Source organism: Salinicola rhizosphaerae, from assembly GCF_014652715.1.
Lineage (GTDB): Bacteria > Pseudomonadota > Gammaproteobacteria > Pseudomonadales > Halomonadaceae > Salinicola > Salinicola rhizosphaerae.
The window spans coordinates 4,337-22,826 of record NZ_BMZI01000010.1; the positions used below are offsets into that span (position 1 = coordinate 4,337).

Below are 18,490 nucleotides of genomic sequence, written 5' to 3' on the forward strand. Positions count from 1 at the left end.
CACAAATTCACCAAAAAAAGTGAAACGTCCCAGCGTTCTGACTAGGTGAATCACATCAGGTTGTTCTTGTGCCCACGCTGCGAACTGCTCGGGCGATCCAGAGGTGACAACCCCCATCGACACACGGGTTGTCTTCCCCACAAGGGCTGGATCTACCAGAGTAACCAGCCTGACGTACCCTGCACTAATCAACCGATTCAACCGCGTACGAACAGCGTCAGCGGACAGCCCAATTGTCCCCCCTAGCTCAGCGTAAGAGCGTCGAGCATCCTCACGCAGCAGATTAACCAAAGCTAAATCTTTATGATCTACGCTGTATGCGAAGCTGCCCACTGTAGGCTTGGGGCTTTCCTCAGCTTCGTTCTGCAACTCCTTGCCCATCAGTCATTTTTCCATTCGAGCCGATGATTCGCTAACCTCAAATTGGTCACAGCGTACTAACGCAGCATGGGTAGCATACCAAATAGCTGATTTTCTGAGAGTGAAACCGTGCACTGCCTGAGTCTCTGAGCAAAACCCCAAAATACAACACGGAACCAAAATATCGGCGAGGTTGCCTGCCCCCCCACTACAACCACCTGATCGAAGGCGCTACAGACCATGTCCACGGGCTCCTGCTCACTCAACTGGTCTATCAGCGCGTACGATCGAGATCGTCCGACATCAAGAGAGCGGTAGCCTTTTTTAGTATCGCTTTCTCCCGTTCCAGCCGATTGATCCGACTCTCGAGCTCCTGGATTCGCTGCTGCTCGGGCGTCAATGCTTTTGATTTAGGCGTAACACCACCGCGCTCCGCACGGGGCTGATCGATCCAGCGCCTCCAGGGCGTCTCGCCGACATCGACGGCGCGAGCGGCTTGAGCCACGGAGTAGCCCTGCTCAGGTACGAGCCCGGCGGCTTCACGCTTGAACTCGGTGGAGAATGAACTACGTTGTCTGGCCATGGATCACCTCTGCTTTGGTGGCGGCGATACCACCTAAATGGGTGTCCGGTTTCAGTGAACCACTACATCACGCAATCACAGGGAGTGAACGATATGGAAATCGTGATCCATAACGACGGCATGAGTGGAGAGGACTTTCATCAGCTGGTCAGCGGTGAAACCGGCGATGCCCTGCGCAAGACCGCCAAAAACTACCTCGGTAGCGAGAATCTGTCCGAGAATCAGGTAAAAGAGATCAAGCGCCAAGGCGGGGCCGACCATGAAGCGTTGATTCGCAAGATGACCGAACACGCGCTCAGCGTGGTCAACCTGCCGCTGAACAGCTCTCTGACCCTGGAAATCGAGTTTGCAGGCGGTGAAAAGGCCTAGGCGCTAACGCATCCTCCAGACCCTGCGCGGGGGGCCGCTCTCGGATAGACTGAAGCGATCGCCCGCCCGGATGGAGCCGCCCGATGCGCTTTTCCCGTAAATCCCCTCCGATCGTCCCCGATGGCGACGACAAAGCCATCGATCACCAGGAAACGATCGCGCTCCGCGATGAGTCAGTTTCCGAATCCGCCCAGAAGGCTTTCGGCACTGAAGCCCATCAAGCCACCTACAGCGATGAGCGCTTCTGGCGCAAGCTGATCCGCTTTGGCACCAAAGCCGGACGTGAGGTCGCCCGCAAGGCGCTTCAGCTCTACTTCGTTCTCAAGCGTCCGGATGTCCCCGTCTGGGCCAAGTCGACCATCATCGGCGCGCTCGGCTACTTCATCTCGCCACTGGATGCCGTGCCGGACTTCATAGCCGGCATCGGCTACACCGACGATGCCAGCGTATTGGCTGCCGCGCTGGTCGCGGTATCGATCTACATCGACGAGGACGTCAAACGCCGTACCGATGAAGTGCTGGCCCGCTGGTGGCCGGTCAATGAATAGGCGCACATCGCCGACTGCGGACGCTTCTCCTGCCTGACTCAGCAGAAGGTCGAACGCATCCTCGCTATTTTTTTGTACACAAAAATTATCTAGGATGGACTGATGCGCGAGTAGCTGCCGCTTCTCGAGACAATAACAACGCTGCCTGGAGTCGCTCCATGTCTCAGGACATCACCGACCGCCCTCTCGAAAAGGGCCGGAAAAAATTAGAAAAATCATCAACTAAAGATAATAGATCTTTTGACGATGAGCGTCGGCTGCGAGACGTCAACTACCTCCCCCCGCTGCGGAAAGCCATTCCACTTGGTATACAACACGTGCTGGCAATGTTCGTCAGCAATGCGGCTGTACCGTTGATCATCGCTGGCGCCGCCGGGCTCTCAGGGGCTGATACCGTCTTTCTGGTACAGATGGCGATGTTCGTCGCCGGCGTGGCGACACTGGTGCAGACGCTCGGCATCGGTCCACTGGGGGCAAGACTGCCCATCGTGATGGGCACCAGCTTCGGCTTCGTGCCGGTGATGATTCCGATCGCGGCGAGCCAGGGCTTGCCCGCGGTCTTCGGCGGCGCGCTGATCGGCGGCCTGGCGATGGCCGTCGTCGGCCTCTTCTACAAACGCCTGAGCGTGTTCTTCCCGCCCGTCGTCTCCGGCACCTTCGTGCTACTCATCGGTATTCTGCTGCTACCGGTCGGTTTCGCCTATGTCGGTGGCGGCGTCGGCGCTGCCGACTTCGGCGCCCCGCACCATCTGCTGCTCGCCGCGCTGGTCTTTTTCGTCACCGTGGCGTTTCACCAGTTTTGTCGCGGTTTTCTCTCCGAGGCCGCGGTACTGATCGGTATCCTCGTCGGCTGTGCCGTGGCGGCGCCGCTGGGACTGCTCGACTTCTCGAAGGTGAGCGAGGCCAGCTGGTTCCAGCTGCCGATCCCGTTCGAGGTCGGCCTCGCCTTCGATCCTGCGGCGATCCTGGCCATCGCGCTGATGGCGTTGGTGACCTGCGCCGAGTCGATCGGCGACATCTCGGGTACGGCGATTGGCGGTGCCGAACGCGAAGCCACCGACCGCGAGCTTTCGGGCGGCGTCATGGCGGACGGCCTCTCCAGTAGCTTCGCCGCGTTGTTCGGGGCCTTTCCGCAGATCAGCTTCAGCCAGAACGTTGGCCTCGTCGCGCTGACCGGCGTTGCCAGCCGCTTCGTCGTCGCGATCGGCGGTGCCTTTCTGGTACTGGCCGGGCTGGTGCCGAAACTGGGTGCCGTGGTCTCGGCCATCCCCGCCGCCGTTCTGGGTGGCGCGGTGATCATCATGTTCGGCATGATCGCGAGCGCCGGCGTCAAAATGCTCTCTCGAGCCGCCTTCAACAAGCGCAACATGCTGATCGTCGGCGTCTCGCTGGCCATGGCCATTGGCCTGCCGGCACAGAGCGGACTCTACGAGAATGCGCCCCAGCAGATCGGCGTACTGCTCGAATCCGGGCTGATTCCGGGCGCGCTGGCCTCCATCGTGCTGAACCTGATTCTGCCGAAGGATCCGACAGAAGCGGTCGAGAGCTGAAGGAGGAACGTCGCGAGCGCGAGCCGCATCACCGCCCAGCGATCAGGCACTCGCCTGCCGCTGGGTCGTGTTATCCACACGAAACGGGACACCCGGTTACCCGACGATAACGACAGGCCTGCAGCAAAAGCCCTACGCTGTATCGGATCGATAGATAACCGCAACAGGGAGCGCACCCGATGGGCATTTACTGCCTGACCTTCGACCGTCCGCTGGGACGCATGGATCGACACCGTCTGGAGATGATGCTCGACCGCTATGACACGATTCGGCTATTCCGCACGGCCTGGCTGATCGAGTCCACCAATCCGATCGCGTTTCTGCGCGCGCGCCTGGGCCGCGCCTTCGGCAAAAAGACCGACTTTTTCATCACGCGGCTGAGCGAACCCTGGTGCGCCGACGGCATCGGGCCGGTCAGCCAGTGGCTGAGCGACCCGCAGCGCCAGTGGTAGCACGCCCGGCCGAGGCCGGATAGCTCAGGCGATCGCGCCGCCGCCCTCGACGAAGACGGTACTGCCGGTCATGTACGGATTGCTCATGAAGGCCAGCACCTGAATCGCGATATGTTCAGGCGTACCAACCATGCCGACCGGCAGTTTCTCCGCGGCCCCTTCGAACATCGCCTGGCGGCTGTCACCCTGGCTTTGGTCCAGCATCGGCGTCTTGACCAGGCCGGGGGAGACCGCATTGACCCTGACTGGCGCCAGTTCCAGCGCCAACCCTCTGGCGAGCCCTTCCAGCGCGGCGTTGATCGCTCCCTGGATTGCAGCGCCCGCCTTGGGCCGCACCGAGAGAAAGCCGCTCGTGAAGGTGAGCGAACCGCCCTCGCGAATGCGCGCGGCGCGAGCCAACCGATAGGCGCCCCAGAATTTGGAGTCGAAAGACGCGTACGCATCTTCCAACGGCAGTTCGCGGACGGCGGCCACTTTCGTCTGCGCGGCCGAGATCATGACATGGTCAAAGGTACCGTGCGTCTCGAAGAACGCCTCGATATCGGCGCTGTTGTGAGTGTCCAGCACGCCGCCCGCGGCTTTGCCCTTGAGTGTCTTCACGGCACGGTCAACCTTCTCCTGCGAGCGCGAGGCGATCGTCACCTCGGCACCGGCATCGAGCGCTGCCTGGGCCACGCCCAGACCGATACCGGAGCTACCGCCAACCACGAGAACCCGCTGATCCTTGAGGGACATTTTCTATCTCCTTGTCGAAAGCTGTTCGTCACCGAGGTGTGACACTATGTAGCAGTTCACGCCCGATTCGACTAAAGTAGTGCATTAGATAGCCTGTTACCAATTAGCACGCATTAAAACAAGAATCGTTCGCATCGCCTCACGGCGCCCTAACGCCGTGGCCGGCGATCGATATCAAAGCTATGTAACGATATTTCTATCGCCGCTCATCATGGCGCCGGCTATCACAACAACGACCGTCGACCAGAAGGATCCGCTTTCATGTCGCAGCCCGACAATGCCTCCCGGCGTGCATTCCTGCGCAACACCTTCACCCTCATACCGACCGTCGGCCTGGCCGGCGGGGTCAGCCTGACGGCAAAGGCCGCCGAGCCGCCGCCCAACCTCGGCGACTACCAACCCGCCTTTTTCAGCGACGAGGAGTGGGCGTTTCTGCTCGCCGCCTGCGACCGACTGATTCCCGGTGAATCCGCCGGCAAGGGTCCAGGCGCACTCGATACCAACGTGCCGGTCTTCATCGACCGCCAGATGGACTCTCCCTACGGCCATGCCGAGCGCTGGTACATGGAAGGCCCCTACGTGCTCGACGGCTCTCCCGATCTCGGCTTTCAGTATCCGTACACGCCACGCGATGTGTATCAAAAAGGCATCGCGATGACGCAGCAATACTGTCAGCAACAGCACGGCAAGCGCTTCGATCAACTGGATGCCGATACCCAGGACAGCGTGCTGAAGGCACTCGAAGCCAACGACATCGACTTCGCCAGTCTGGGTGAAAGCCAGAAGCTGGAAGCGTCCGAATTCTTCTCGAGCCTGCTGGAGAACACGAAGGAAGGCTATCTCGCCGACCCCATCCACGGCGGCAACAAGCACATGGCCGCCTGGAAAATGGTGGGCTTTCCCGGCGCACGGGCGAACTTCCGAGACTGGGTCGATCAGCACAACGTCGAATATCCGCTGGGGCCCGTCAGCCTGACCGGCGAACGTGGCTGAATCGAAGCGCCGCTCACGAGGCCGCGAGCATCCGCGCTGGCCTTGCGATGCCTCGGCATCCGAGAGAACAAGGAAACTACCCGTGACCGCAAGACATCTGATCCCGCTCCTTGCCGGCAGCGCCATCGTGCTGGCCAACCAGGCTTTCGGCGCCGACGACGATACCGTACAGCGTGGCGCCTATCTGGCTCGTGCCGGCGACTGTGTCGCCTGCCACACCGCACCCGGCGGCAAACCCTTCGCCGGCGGCCTGCCGATCGAAAGCCCGTTCGGTACCATCTATTCGACCAACATCACGCCGGACAAGAAAGCGGGTATCGGCAACTACTCAGAGGCAGAGTTCGCCGCCGCGTTGCGCCAGGGCGAACGGGCCGACGGCGCCAACCTCTACCCGGCCATGCCCTACCCTTCCTACGCCAAGCTGACCGATGACGACGTGCATGCGCTCTACGTCTATTTCATGCAGAGCGTCAAGCCGGTCGCCGAACAACCGCCGGAAACCGACCTCGGCTTCCCCTTCAACCAGCGTTGGGGCATCTCCGCCTGGAACTGGCTGTTCGCCGATGCCGACACCTTCCAGCCCAACGCCAGCTACGACCAGCTCACCGACCGTGGCCGCTACCTGGTCGAAGGGCTCGGCCACTGCGGCAGCTGCCACACGCCGCGAGGTTTCGCCGAGCAGGAGAAAGCGCTCGACGGCGACAGCGAAGACTACCTGGCCGGTGCCAATCTCAACGGCTGGTGGGCCCCTTCTCTGCGTGGCGGTGACGATGGTGACGGGCGCGGTATCGAAGGCTGGGACAGCCAGGCGATCGTCGACTACCTGAAGACCGGGCGTAACGCACACGCGACCGTGGGTGGCGAGATGACGTCGGTTGTCGCCAACAGCACCACGCATCTCACCGACAAGGATCTGATGGGCATCGCACAGTATCTCAAGTCGCTCTCTGCCAATCCGGCCGGCGATGGCGCCACCACTGCCGATCAGCGTCAGCAGGCGACCGATGAAACCGCAGCCCACCTCCAGGCCGCGAAAAACCTGAGCGACGGCGAGCGGCTCTATATCGACAACTGCGCAGCCTGCCACCTGGATGACGGCAACGGCGCCGAGCGCGTGTTCCCGCCGATCAATGGCAACTCGCTGGCCAACGCCGATGACCCGACCGGGCTGATCCACACCATTCTGGCCGGAGCCAAGCCGCCGGCGACGCCGACCATCCCGGCGCAGCTCCCGATGCCGGGCTTCGGCTGGCGCCTCTCCGACGACGAGGTGGCCACGCTTGCGACCTTCGTGCGCGGTGCCTGGGGCAACGACGGCGGCGCGGTCACCGCCGATCAGGTCGCCAAGGTGCGCGCCTCGATCGACGACGCCCCGCTCGACAAGGCCGTCGATCCCAACGGTGAACTCAATCACGACGACGGTGAGTCCCACGCCGCCAATGGCGCCCAATAATGATGAACCGGCCGCCCGTGTGGCGACCGGCGGGCATGCCATCGCGCATGCCGCATGGATCGAGGAGTTAAACCATGGCTAAGCAACAACCGCGCGTCGACGCCGTCATCGTCGGCCTCGGCTGGACCGGCTCCATCATGGGGATGGAGCTGACTGACGCCGGCCTCAACGTGCTCGCGCTCGAGCGCGGCGCGGACCGTACCAACGAAGACTTCGCCTACCCAAAACCGGCGGACGAACTCGAGTACGGCATCCGTCACACCATGATGCAGAAGCCGAAGCAGTCGGCGGTCACCATTCGCCGCAACCTCGACGAGCGCGCCCTGCCGCAGCGCAAGCTGGGCGCCTTCTTGCCTGGCGATGGGGTCGGCGGTGCCGGCGCCCACTGGACCGGCGTGCTGATCCGCCCGACACCGACCGACCTGCAGCTCAAGACCTTTGCCGATCAGGCCTTCGAGCCCGGCGTATTGCAGGAAGACATGCAGATTCAGGATTTCGGCGTCACCTGGGACGAACTGGAGCCGCACTTCACGTTCTTCGAGAAGGTGTGCGGCCAGTCGGGCACCACCGGCAACCTCAATGGCAGCATCAAGGAAGGGGGCGACCCGTTCGAAGGCCCGCGCAGCGAGCCCTACCCACTGCCAGCGTTGCAGGACACCCAGAACACCGAGATGTTCGAGAAGGCGGCCAAACAGCTCGGCTACCATCCGTTCCCCAACCCCTCGGCGAACGTCTCGCGCGCGTGGACCAACCCGTACGGCATGCAGCTCGGGCCATGCAACTACTGCGGCTTCTGCTCCCGATACGGTTGTCTGAACTACTCCAAGGCCTCCCCGCAGACCTGCATCCTCAACGCGCTCAAGCAGCGCAGCAACTTCGCCTATCGCACCAACGCCAACGTCACTCGCGTCGAGCTGGCGCCCGACGGCAAGACCGCGACCGGCGTCACTTACATCGACGATAACGGCGAAGAGATCTTCCAGCCGGCGGACATGGTCATCCTGGCCTCCTATTCGCTCAACAACGTGCGACTGATGCTCAACTCCGGCATCGGCCAGATGTACGATCCGATAGCTCGCACCGGCACCGTGGGGCGCAACTACGCCTACCAGATCGGCGGCGGTATCAACCTCTACTTCGACGACATCGAGTTCAACCCGTTCGCTACCGCGGGCGCGACCGGCAAGATGTTCAACGACTTCTCGCCCGGCAACTTCGACAGCGCCCAGTATGGCTTCATTGGCGGCGCCAAGATGCACTCGTCTCAGGCCAGCGGCACGCCGATCAAGACACCGCTGCCGAAGAATGCGCCGAAGTGGGGGCAAGGCTACAAGGACGCGTTGCAGAAGTATTACGGTCACCACATGAAACTCTCGATGACCGGCAGCGTCATGTCTTATCGCAGCAACATGCTCGATCTCGACCCGACGTGGAAGGACCCGTACGGCATGCCGCTACTGCGCATGACCTTCGACTGGAAAGAGAACGAGCATCGCCTGTCCCGCTTCATGCGTGACCGCTTGAGCGAGATCGCCGACATCCTCAAGCCGGACTACCGGGACGAAGGTTTCCAGCTCGAGGGCTCTCACTTCAAGGTGACCAGCTACGTCTCGACCCACAACGTCGGCGGCGCGGTCATGGGCACCGATCCGAGCAACTCGGCGCTCAACCGCTATCTGCAGAGCTGGGACGTGCACAATGTCTTCGTGCCGGGCGGCAATGCCTTCCCGCAGAACTTCCAGGCCAACCCGACCGATCTGATCGGCGCGCTGACCTACTGGTCGGCCAAGAAGATCAGGGAAGACTATCTGAAAAACCCGGGGCCGCTGATGTCGCGTTCTTGACGCGTTCTCATGTCCACTGAAAAAGACGCCCTCGCGGCGTCTTTTTCGTCATGTTCCCCTGCTCCTCCCTTCTCTTCTATTGACCTATTGGGCCAGCCATATCTCCTCCGTCGGTTTCCGCAGCGTGCCCCCTACCGCGCTTGAGAATCCGATCTACCGGTCGCATATTGACGAGGCGTGAATTCTCCAGCCAACCGGACAGCCATGTCTCTCGATACCACCGCCGCCAATCGCCTGATGACCCACTTCGACGATCACGACTCCGTCTGGCTATTCGGCTACGGCTCGCTGATCTGGAAGGCCGATTTCGACTATCTCGAGCGCCGCCCGGCCTCGATTCGTGGCTGGACACGTCGCTTCTGGCAAGGCTCTCACGATCATCGCGGCACGCCGGATGCCCCGGGGCGCGTGGTGACGCTGGTGCCTGAGGACGGGGCGATTTGCCACGGCATGGCCTACCGCATTCCGCCCAGCGTCTTTGGTCCGCTCGATATCCGCGAGAAGAATGGTTATCTGCGCGTGATCACGCCGATGGCGTTCGAGGACGCCGCCACCGACGCGCCAGCCCAAGCCGAAGGCGTGGTCTACCTGGCCGGCGAGGACAACGCCGCCTATCTCGGGCCGGCTGCCGAGGTCGAGATCGCTCGCCAGATCGCGGCGTCCCACGGACCCAGCGGTCCCAATCGGGACTACCTACTCAATCTGGCGGCCGCGCTGCGCGAGCTGGGGTTCGATGATGCCCATGTGTTCGAACTTGAGCGCGCGGTGCTCGAGATCGCCTGACCGAGCCGGATCGTCACTCGCGCTGCCCGATCGCCTCCGCCAGTTCACTCTTGCTCATGCGGCTGCGACCGGGAATGTCGAGTTCTTGCGCACGCTCGTAGAGCGCCTGGCGGGAGCCCGCCCGGCTATCCGCCGACCTTTTCTGACTCGACGAGCCATTTGCCGTCGTCTTGCGCTGCGAAGACCCGGTCGAGGCCCCTTTCTTCGCGCGCTTCGCGTCGTGCGTCGACGCTTTCGCACTCTTCGATGACGCCGCGCCACGCTTTCTCGATGGCTCGTCGGACTTCTTGCCTCCTGCTTCCTGCGAGCGAGTCAGACGAGCAGTGTCTTCGACGCGACCGCGCTTGAGGCTGCGCTTCAGAACCTGCATCAGGTCGATGACCTCGGCGCTCGCTTCCTCGTCGTCGTCCGCCGCTTCGACGTCATCGCCTTCAGCGGGAATGATGTCCTCGTGGCGCCGCTGCTTGCGGCGGATGCGCTTGGCCAGCGCCTGCATGTGCGGATCGATCAGCTCGTCGGGATCGAGCGTCCTGGCGCTGAGCCGATCGATGGCTTGCGCCAGGCGTTTTTCGCTCTTGGCGTCCGGCTCGCCGGGCTCGGAGAGACCGATATCTGCGGGCGTGCGCAGCTCGTCGACAAAGCGCAGCGCTTCGGCGCGCAGAATTCCGCCTTCGGCAATGATCGCCACCAGCACTTCGCGCCCGCGCATGACCAGCGTGGCCACACCTGCGCGTTTCGTCTTCTCCATCGCCTGGGCCAGCAGCCGATAGGGCTTGAGCGCGCCCTTGTCGGGGACCAGGAAATAGGCGCGGCGAAAATAGAGCGGGTCGAGCTCGTCCAGTGCAACGAACCGACTGAGCTCGATTTCGCGCCGATGCGCAAGGGCGGCATCCTCGATCTCCTCCTCTTCGACCACGGCATAACGATCTTCGGCGATCTCGACCCCACGCTCGAGCTGGGTGTTCTTCAGCGGCTTGCGGCCGCTCTCGGCGAAAAAGCGTCGCGCCAGCGGCGTGCCGTCCTCGTCGACCTGGCGCAGGGCGATCTGGCGTGCGTGATGCGCCGCATAGAGCCCCACCGGCAGATTGACCAGCCCGAAGGCGATGGTGCCCGACCAGAACGGTCGCGGTCCCTTGAACGCCGGCTTGTCGTGCCGGTTCTGGCGATCAGGCACGTTTGCGCTCCTTGCTCTTTCTAGCGTTCTCATTCTTCCTGGCGTTCTCGCCCTTCCTGGCCCCCCTGTTCCTTTGGCGCGGCTTGGAACCATTCTTGCGCTCCTGGGCGAGACTCGCGGCCAGCGACGAGGAGAGATCGTCGCTGGGCTCGGTGCGGCGACGACGCTTGACCTTGACCCGCTTGCCCTGACGCTTGCTCTCGACCAGCGCCTCGAGCCGCTCGCGATACTCGTCCTGATACACGTCGGGCTCGAAATCGGCGGCATACATCTCGATCAGCTGCGTTGCCATCTGCACCTCCTTGGCATCGAGCTTGCCGCCGCCCGGCGCTTCCAGTGCCTCGACATCCACGACTTCGTCGAGATAGCGCAGCGTGAGCAGCAACGGCAGGCCATCGTGGTCGCGCAGCGCACCGACATAGAGCTTGTGGCGCATCACCCAATGCACGAGCCCCTCCTTGCCGCTCTCCGCGAGTGCCGCCGACAACGCGGCGAAGGCGTCATCGTCGCCGTCCGGGCCCAGAAAGTAAGGGCGTCGATACCAGCGGTGATCGATCGTCCCCAGAGGCAGGAAGTGCATCACCTCGATGTCACGAGACGGCTCCGGTCGCAGCGACTCGAGCTCTTCGTCGTCGAACATCACCCGGTCGTGATCCGGCGTGATGTAGGCCATATGGCGCTCATCGCGGGAGACACTTGCGCCGGTCTCGGGGTTGATCATCGCCTGGTGGACCGGCCGATGGTGACGCGGATCGAGCAGGCGGAAATGGACGTTCTTGTCCGAAGCCGCCGAGTAGAGCTTGACCGGCACGGTGTCGTTTCCCAGCTGGACGACGCCTTTCCATACGGCGCGGGCTGTCTTCGATGGACCTGATGCCATTCACACCTCCATGCCGGCGTCGCGGCAGCGCTTCTTGGTCAATGCCTGCCGAGCGTCTTCGAAGCCGTCCCACGGATCGCGCTTGAGCGAGGCGAGACGCCGCGGCAGATTGTCGATCGTGTAGCCGTCCGGGCGCAGCGAACTGCCGAGATCCCCCCAGCGTACCGGCGTCGCCACCGGGGCAACGGGCTTGGCACGCACCGAATAGGAGGCGACGGCGGTGGCGCCGCGTCCGTTGCGCAGATAGTCCAGGAACACCTTGCCGCGGCGTGCCTGCTTGGACATGTTCAGCGTCAACTTGTCGGGCTGCTTGTCGGCGCAGCGCTGGCACACCGCCTCGGCGAAAGCCTTGGCGGTATCCCAGTCGGCAAGTGGCTTGAGAGGCACCACGAGATGCAACCCCTTGCCGCCGGTGGTGCGCAGAAAGGCCGTCAGCTCGAGCTCGGCCAGCGCCTCGCGCAGTGCGTGAGCGACATCGATCACATCCTGCCAGTCGCTGTCCGGTGCCGGGTCGAGATCGAACACCAGCTGGTCGGGCCGCTCGAGATCGTCGATGCGGCTGTTCCAGACGTGCAGCTCGATCGAACCGAGCTGGGCCAGCGCGATGACGTCCCCGATATGGCGCACGTAGAGATAGTCGTGACTGCCTGACTTCTCCTTGATGCGTACGCTCGGCAGATTGTCCGGCGTGGTGTCGCTGGGGTGCTTCTGGACGAAGCAGTCAGCGTCGATGCCGCCGGGGCAGCGCAGCAGCGTCAGCGGACGCTCGATCAATCCGGGCAGCAGCCAGTCGGCCTGGGCGGCATAGAACTCGGCGAGATCCTGCTTGGTGATTTCGCCCTCCTTGAACAGGACGCGATCCGGATGGGTCAACTTGACCCCGGCCACCTTGCCGCTTTCGTGCTTGCGCTTCCCGCCAGCTTCCTGACCGCTACCGGAATGCTTGCCGTTGGCCTCTGCCTTGGCCCCGCCACCGGGCCGGCCTGGGTGCTGAGCGTCTGCCATCGAGGTCTCCCCGCTGGGTGAGGGCCCACGTTGCTGCTCGAGTTCGATGTCCTTCGGGTCGCGATCTTCGCGGATGCCGCGAAAGCGCGGATGGCGCAGTCGGCCGTCATGGGTCCATTCGGAAAAGTTGACGTCGATGACCCGTTTCGGCGTTACCCAGTGTGTCACTTTAGCATCCGGGATATCGCGCTCGACGAAGGGCGAGGTCTTGCGCCGGGAACGCGACAGCGTGCGCTCCCACTCCCTCAACTGAGCATTGGAGAAGCCGGCGCCGACGCGGCCGCAGTAACGCAGCTTGCCGTTATCGTAGGCACCGATCAGCAGCGAGCCGAAGCCGGCTCGCGAGCCCTGGGGATCGGTATAGCCGCCGACCACGAACTCCGCTTGGCGCTCGGTCTTGGTCTTGACCCAGTCGCGATTGCGACGTCCGCGATAAGGCGCATCGGCGCGCTTGGACACCACGCCCTCCAACCCTTTGCGGCTCGCCTCCTCGAAGAATTCCCTGCCTTGGCCCTCGACGTGGTCGGTGTAGCGCAGCGGCGTGCGCTTGGGCAGATTCAGCGCTTCGAAGAGCGTCGCCAGCAGGCGCTTGCGCTCGTGCAGTGGGGTATCGCGCAGGTCCACACCGTCGAGATAGAGCAGGTCGAAGATCTGATAGACCAGCTTGCCGGTCTTCTCTTCGCTGAGCGAGCGCTGCAGGCTGCGAAAGTCGCTGATGCCATCGCGACGCAGCGCGACCACTTCGCCGTCGAGGAGAGCGCTTTGCAGCGAGAGCTCGTTCATCGCCTGGGTGATCTCCGGGAAGCGCTCGCTCCAGTCATGACCGTTGCGGGTGATCAGCTGCGCTCGTCCCTTTTCGAGCCGGGTCAGAATGCGATAGCCATCGAACTTGATCTCGTGAAACCAGTTGTCGCCTGTCGGCGCTTCGTCGACCAGCGTCGCCAGTTGCGCGGCAGGCTCCTTCGGCAGTTTCGTCTTGCACGCGCCCTCCATCTGGCTGACGTCCGGTAGCTTGTTTTCCGTGGCAGCCGTCGCCTTGCGCTTGTCGCTTGCGCGCTGCGATGACGCCTTCGATTCATTCGCGGGCGACTGGGAGGAAGACGACCTGGACGAAGATTTCGATGACGAGTCACGGTCCGCTGACTCGGAGCCGCCCTCCTCCTCGGCGATCCGCGCCATGGAGCGTTCGCTGTCGACGCTGAGGTCATCGAGACTTCCCGGCACTCGAGCGCCCTTCTCGTCGTGACGCTTAATCATCAGCCACTGCTTGCCATCCTCTTTTCCGCCGCCCCGCCCGCGCATGCGTTTGAGCGTCCAGGCCCCTTTGAGCTTCTCGCCTTCGAGCTCGAGATCGATCTGGCCATCGTCATGCTTGCCGGTGACTCGCCACTCGCCACGATCCCATACCATTACGGTGCCGGCGCCGTAACCTTCGGGAATGACACCTTCGAACTTGCCGTAATCGAGTGGATGATCTTCCACTTCCACCGCGAGGTGCTTCTCGCCCGGCTCGAGACTCGGTCCCTTGGGCAGCGCCCAGCTGCGAAACACGCCTTCGTCTTCCAGTCGCAGGTCGTAGTGCAGACGACTGGCGTCGTGCTTGTGGATCACGTACTCGGCGCTTCCCGCTCGCTGGCGTCGACGACGCCCACGGGGTTCCGGTGAACGAGAGAAGTCACGCTTGTTGCGATAGGTCTCGAGATCAGCCATTCGTCGCCTCCCTCTCGAATGTCTTTCTGACCGCCGATGAGATTCAGCGCCCTGGCGTTGTACCCACTCCACTGCACTCAACGTTCCGCTGTCGGGGCACGATCCAATTTTCCAGCGTAGACGCTAACAGCGGCCGGATAGACAAAGACGACTCACAAAGCGTTGGGAACATGATCCAGGTTAATACTGGAAGACGACATCGGCCCGGTGAGGTCACATTGCATTGAAGGGTTCGAGGACGTGACCCACGCTGAAAGGGTTGACGACGAACCTTTCCAGTCACAGGGACAACTCCGATTCCAGCCACAGGACGAAACGCGATGGCTCACTCCGACGTCACCCTCCTTGCGCTCAACGCAGGCTCGTCGAGCCTCAAGCTGTCGCTTTACCGCATGACAACGAGCGACGCGCCGGAACTCGTCGCTCACATCCAGATGGAGGAGATCGGCGACGCGCCGCATCTAGTCGGCACTCTGGCCAGCGGCGAGTCTTTCATCGACGAGCACCCGGAGCCTCGCGAGATTGCGAATCACGATAGCGCCTACGCCAAACTGCGCGAGGCGCTGGATAACGAATTCGGACAGCTCGAACTCGCGGCAGTCGGCCATCGCGTTGTTCACGGTGGCGATCAGTTCGACGGCCCGACTGCCATCGATGACGTCACCCGCGAGCGGATCGCCTCGTTGACGCCGATGGCACCACTGCACCAGCCCCATCATCTCGAAGGTATGGATGCCGTCAGCCGTTTCGCGCCGCAGACGCTGCAGGTCGCCTGCTTCGACAACACTTTTCATCTCGACATGCCCCAGATCGCGCAGCTGACCGGTTTGCCATATCGCTTTTTCGATCAAGGTATCCGACGCTACGGCTTTCACGGGCTCTCCTATGAGTATATCGCCGAAACACTGCACCAGATCGCACCCGACCTGGCACGCGGTCGCGTCGTCGCGGCGCATCTGGGCAACGGCGCGAGTCTTTGCGCCATGCATGGCGGCAAAAGCATCGACACCACCATGAGTTTCACCGCACTGGACGGCCTGCCGATGGGGACGCGCGTCGGCGCGCTGGACCCCGGCGTTTTGCTATACCTGCAGCAGGAACATGGCTACGACCTTGATGCACTGCAGTCCCTGCTCTATCACGACTCGGGGCTGCTGGGTCTCTCCGGCGTCGACAGCGACATGCACGCGCTGCTCTCGAGCGACTCGCCGCGGGCCCGGCTCGCCGTCGAGTTCTTCGTTCATCGCACCGCACAGGAGATCGCGCGTCTTGCGGTCAGCCTCGGCGGACTGGATGGCATCGTTTTCACCGCGGGTATCGGCGAGCACGCACCCGCCGTTCGTCGGGACATCATGGAAAGACTGTCACCGCTCTGTTCAGTTGCCGTCGACGACACGGCGAACCTATCGACCAATCCGGGACGCATCTCAACGCCGGAAAGCCGCGTTGCCGTTCATGTCATCCCGACCGACGAGGAGCGCATGATCGCCCGCCACACTTACGCAGTCTGGCAATCTCGACAGCCCGACGCATGAGACCTTCTTCCCATCCGGCGCTTTCGAAAGGAGAGTTCCATGAGCGAAGCCATCAAACAGCCCGTTACCGAGCCCGTTCTGCCCGTTGAAAAGGACGAAGAGATGCTGGCGCGTATCGACGCCTGGTGGCGCGCGGCCAACTATCTCGCCATCGGTCAGATCTACCTGACCGACAACCCGCTACTGCAGACGCCGCTGGCGATCGAACAGATAAAGCCGCGACTACTGGGACACTGGGGCACCGTGCCGGGTTTGAATTTGATCTACGCCCATCTCAATGCGCAGATCCAGCGTCGCGATCTCGACATGATCTACTTGGCGGGGCCCGGCCACGGCGGCCCGGCACTGCTGGCCAACGTCTGGCTCGAGGGGAGCTACAGCGAGCGCTATCCTCACGTGCCGCGCGATGCCAAGGGCATGAAGCAGCTTTTCCGTCAGTTCTCAACGCCAGGCGGGGTACCCAGCCATGTCAGCGTACCTACGCCGGGATCGATCCATGAGGGTGGCGAACTCGGCTACGTGCTGACTCACGCCTTTGGCGCGGTATTCGACAATCCCACGCTGATCGCCACAGCCGTGGTTGGAGACGGCGAGGCGGAAACCGGGCCACTCGAGGGATCATGGAAAGGCGTCAACTATCTCAACCCAACGCGAGATGGTGCGGTACTGCCGATTCTCCATCTCAACGGCTACAAGATCGGCAGTGCCACGGTGCTGGCACGCAAAAGCGACGAGGAGCTTAACCACTATTTTCGCGGCCACGGTTACGCGCCGCGATTCGTCGAGGGTGACGACCCGGCGGCTGTGCACCGCGAGTTTGCCGCTGCACTCACCGATGTGCTCGACGAGATTGCCACGATCCAGCGCCAGGCGAGAGAAATCGGTATCGAGAAGCGGCCGATCTGGCCGATGATCGTGCTACGCACACCCAAAGGCTGGACCGGACCGAAATCGGTTGGCGACATGCCGGTCGAAGGCACCTTTCGCGCGCATCAGGTGCCGATGAGCGGTCTGAGCGAGCATCCGGAGCGTCTCGCCAAATTGGAAACGTGGATGAAAAGCTACGCACCCGAGTCGCTGTTCGACACCGACGGCGTGCCCTGCGAGCGTATCCAGCAGCTTGCCCCGAGGGCAGAACGGCGCATGGGCGCGAATCCGCATGCCAACGGCGGCGAGCTGACGAAGCCACTGATCCATCGCGATCTACACGACTATGCCGTGGTCTTCGAGGAGAGCCAGCGCGGACGAGAATTCCACCCGTCGACCGAGCGACTGGGCCAGTACATGCGCGATCTCTACGCCGATAACCCGCACGACTTTCGTCTGTTCTGTCCTGACGAAATCAAGTCCAACAAGCTCGATGCCGTGCTGGAAGTCACCGATCGCTGCTTCATGGGGCCTTTCGATGAGAATGATGAAAAACTCTCCATGGATGGCCGCATGCTGGAAGTGCTGAGCGAGCACAACTGCAATGGCTGGCTCGAGGGCTACGCCCTGACCGGCCGTCACGGCCTTTTCGCCAGCTATGAGGCATTCACCTCGATCATCGACTCCATGGCGATTCAGCATGCCAAATGGCTGGAGCATGCCCGAGATGTCGCCTGGCGTGCGTCGGTGCCTTCGATGAACTATCTGCTCACTTCGACCTGCTGGCGCAACGATCATAACGGCTTCAGCCATCAGGGCCCGGGATTCATCGACACACTGTTGAGCAAGCAGCCCGCGGTGGTCCGTATCTATCTACCGCCGGATGCCAACACCCTACTGTGCGTCGCTCATCACTGCTTCGACAGCGTGGGTTATCTCAACGCCATCGTCATCGACAAGCATCCCCAATTGCAGTACACCACACTCGAAGAGGCGCGCGACCACTGTCGCCGCGGTCTCGACATCTGGGACTGGGCGAGCAACGACCAAGGCGGCGAGCCGGATATCGTCATGGCCTGCGCCGGTGACATCGCCACGCAGGAGACCCTGGCAGCAGTGGATATTCTGCGGACCTACCTGCCCTCGCTGAGCGTTCGCGTGGTCAACGTCGTCGATCTGATGACGCTGCAAGTCGATCATCCTCACGGCATCGATCAGGCTCGATTCGTCGAGCTGTTTACCGCCAGCCGACCGGTCGTGTTTGCCTTTCACGGCTTTCGTGGCGTCGTTCATCAGCTCATTCATGGGCGCCCCGATACGAACCGCTTTCACGTTCGCGGCTATCGAGAAGAAGGGACGACCACGACGCCGTTCGACATGACGGTACGCAATCAAATGAGCCGGATTCATCTCGCACTCGATGCGCTGCGCTATCTCCCACGCCAGTTAGAGGGCGCTACGCGTCTGATCGATGACCTACAGGCGCTTCTCGAAAAGCATCACCGCTATATTCGCGAGCACTTCGACGACATGCCTGCGATTGCGAACTGGACGTGGACGGGTGGCCTGATTCGCTTACCCGTCGACGGCGGTGAGCCATGAGCCAACAGGGCCTCGCCCCTTGCCAATGATCACACGGCTCGGACATA

Annotated in this window: 15 protein-coding genes and 1 pseudogene; 10 read left to right on the forward strand and 6 right to left on the reverse strand. The window is 62.4% G+C overall.

Annotated features, from left to right (window positions below; all coding sequences use genetic code 11):
* Together IE125_RS18535 and IE125_RS18540 are read right to left on the reverse strand one after the other, a co-directional pair.
* The coding region (locus IE125_RS18535) for an Lrp/AsnC family transcriptional regulator (protein ID WP_189446230.1) at positions 1-381 on the reverse strand (381 nt) is incomplete at its 3' end.
* A gap of 200 nt (positions 382-581) precedes the next feature.
* Positions 582-943 (reverse strand): annotated as a pseudogene (locus tag IE125_RS18540) (transposase); the annotation flags it as partial.
* Positions 944-1,036: 93 nt separating this feature from the next.
* On the opposite strand from IE125_RS18540, the gene IE125_RS18545 reads away from it, so the two are divergent.
* From IE125_RS18545 to IE125_RS18560, 4 genes are all read left to right on the forward strand, one after another.
* Complete coding sequence (locus IE125_RS18545; RefSeq protein ID WP_189446174.1) at positions 1,037-1,312, forward strand: hypothetical protein; 276 nt, start codon at positions 1,037-1,039, stop codon at positions 1,310-1,312.
* An 83-nt stretch (positions 1,313-1,395) separates the two neighbouring features.
* A complete protein-coding gene (locus IE125_RS18550) occupies positions 1,396-1,860 on the forward strand; it encodes a YkvA family protein (protein ID WP_189446175.1) in 465 nt (154 codons plus the stop codon).
* A 158-nt stretch (positions 1,861-2,018) separates the two neighbouring features.
* Positions 2,019-3,410, forward strand: coding sequence for a uracil-xanthine permease family protein (locus tag IE125_RS18555; protein ID WP_189446176.1), 1,392 nt, complete (start codon positions 2,019-2,021; stop codon positions 3,408-3,410).
* A gap of 179 nt (positions 3,411-3,589) precedes the next feature.
* The gene (locus IE125_RS18560; RefSeq protein WP_189446177.1) at positions 3,590-3,862 is read left to right on the forward strand and encodes a hypothetical protein; all 273 of its coding nucleotides are present in this window, start codon (positions 3,590-3,592) and stop codon (positions 3,860-3,862) included.
* 24 nt (positions 3,863-3,886) lie between these two features.
* Here IE125_RS18560 and IE125_RS18565 read toward each other — a convergent pair whose 3' ends face one another.
* Complete coding sequence (locus tag IE125_RS18565) at positions 3,887-4,597, reverse strand: SDR family oxidoreductase (protein WP_189446178.1); 711 nt, start codon at positions 4,595-4,597, stop codon at positions 3,887-3,889.
* Positions 4,598-4,858: 261 nt separating this feature from the next.
* Between IE125_RS18565 and IE125_RS18570 the strand changes: the two genes are divergently transcribed.
* The 4 genes from IE125_RS18570 (at position 4,859) to IE125_RS18585 (ending at position 9,670) form a co-directional block, all read left to right on the forward strand.
* Positions 4,859-5,590 (forward strand): gluconate 2-dehydrogenase subunit 3 family protein, encoded by a 732-nt coding sequence (locus tag IE125_RS18570; RefSeq protein WP_189446179.1) that lies wholly within the window; start codon positions 4,859-4,861, stop codon positions 5,588-5,590.
* A gap of 82 nt (positions 5,591-5,672) precedes the next feature.
* Positions 5,673-7,043, forward strand: a complete 1,371-nt coding sequence (locus IE125_RS18575; RefSeq protein WP_189446180.1) for a cytochrome c — start codon at positions 5,673-5,675, stop codon at positions 7,041-7,043.
* 74 nt (positions 7,044-7,117) lie between these two features.
* Positions 7,118-8,887: a GMC family oxidoreductase gene (locus IE125_RS18580; RefSeq protein WP_189446181.1), complete on the forward strand. Its 1,770-nt coding sequence runs from the start codon at positions 7,118-7,120 to the stop codon at positions 8,885-8,887.
* 204 nt (positions 8,888-9,091) lie between these two features.
* Positions 9,092-9,670 (forward strand): gamma-glutamylcyclotransferase, encoded by a 579-nt coding sequence (locus IE125_RS18585; protein ID WP_189446182.1) that lies wholly within the window; start codon positions 9,092-9,094, stop codon positions 9,668-9,670.
* 13 nt (positions 9,671-9,683) lie between these two features.
* Here IE125_RS18585 and ku (IE125_RS18590) read toward each other — a convergent pair whose 3' ends face one another.
* The 3 genes from ku (IE125_RS18590) to ligD are packed head-to-tail and all read right to left on the reverse strand — an operon-like array spanning position 9,684 to position 14,439.
* Positions 9,684-10,844 (reverse strand): non-homologous end joining protein Ku, encoded by a 1,161-nt coding sequence (gene ku / locus IE125_RS18590; RefSeq protein WP_229809207.1) that lies wholly within the window; start codon positions 10,842-10,844, stop codon positions 9,684-9,686.
* Positions 10,837-11,724, reverse strand: coding sequence for a non-homologous end joining protein Ku (ku, locus tag IE125_RS18595; RefSeq protein WP_189446184.1), 888 nt, complete (start codon positions 11,722-11,724; stop codon positions 10,837-10,839). The genes ku (IE125_RS18590) and ku (IE125_RS18595) overlap by 8 nt, the downstream gene beginning before the upstream one ends.
* Positions 11,725-14,439, reverse strand: coding sequence for a DNA ligase D (ligD, locus tag IE125_RS18600; protein WP_189446185.1), 2,715 nt, complete (start codon positions 14,437-14,439; stop codon positions 11,725-11,727).
* Positions 14,440-14,759: 320 nt separating this feature from the next.
* Here ligD and IE125_RS18605 point away from each other — a divergent pair, with 320 nt between their 5' ends.
* Together IE125_RS18605 and IE125_RS18610 are read left to right on the forward strand one after the other, a co-directional pair.
* Positions 14,760-15,974: an acetate/propionate family kinase gene (locus tag IE125_RS18605; RefSeq protein ID WP_189446186.1), complete on the forward strand. Its 1,215-nt coding sequence runs from the start codon at positions 14,760-14,762 to the stop codon at positions 15,972-15,974.
* 39 nt (positions 15,975-16,013) lie between these two features.
* On the forward strand, positions 16,014-18,443 hold the full coding sequence (locus IE125_RS18610; protein ID WP_189446187.1) for a phosphoketolase family protein: 2,430 nt from the start codon (positions 16,014-16,016) through the stop codon (positions 18,441-18,443).
* Positions 18,444-18,490: the final 47 nt, after the last annotated feature.

Coding starts and splice junctions, on each gene's coding strand:
- IE125_RS18545 (WP_189446174.1), top strand. CDS start 1,037: ATGGAAATCGTGATCCATAACGACGGCATGAGTGGAGAGGACTTTCAT.
- IE125_RS18565 (WP_189446178.1), bottom strand. CDS start 4,597: ATGTCCCTCAAGGATCAGCGGGTTCTCGTGGTTGGCGGTAGCTCCGGT.
- ligD (WP_189446185.1), bottom strand. CDS start 14,439: ATGGCTGATCTCGAGACCTATCGCAACAAGCGTGACTTCTCTCGTTCA.
- ku (WP_189446184.1), bottom strand. CDS start 11,724: ATGGCATCAGGTCCATCGAAGACAGCCCGCGCCGTATGGAAAGGCGTC.
- IE125_RS18555 (WP_189446176.1), top strand. CDS start 2,019: ATGTCTCAGGACATCACCGACCGCCCTCTCGAAAAGGGCCGGAAAAAA.
- IE125_RS18580 (WP_189446181.1), top strand. CDS start 7,118: ATGGCTAAGCAACAACCGCGCGTCGACGCCGTCATCGTCGGCCTCGGC.
- IE125_RS18610 (WP_189446187.1), top strand. CDS start 16,014: ATGAGCGAAGCCATCAAACAGCCCGTTACCGAGCCCGTTCTGCCCGTT.
- IE125_RS18560 (WP_189446177.1), top strand. CDS start 3,590: ATGGGCATTTACTGCCTGACCTTCGACCGTCCGCTGGGACGCATGGAT.
- IE125_RS18570 (WP_189446179.1), top strand. CDS start 4,859: ATGTCGCAGCCCGACAATGCCTCCCGGCGTGCATTCCTGCGCAACACC.
- IE125_RS18550 (WP_189446175.1), top strand. CDS start 1,396: ATGCGCTTTTCCCGTAAATCCCCTCCGATCGTCCCCGATGGCGACGAC.
- IE125_RS18585 (WP_189446182.1), top strand. CDS start 9,092: ATGTCTCTCGATACCACCGCCGCCAATCGCCTGATGACCCACTTCGAC.
- IE125_RS18605 (WP_189446186.1), top strand. CDS start 14,760: ATGGCTCACTCCGACGTCACCCTCCTTGCGCTCAACGCAGGCTCGTCG.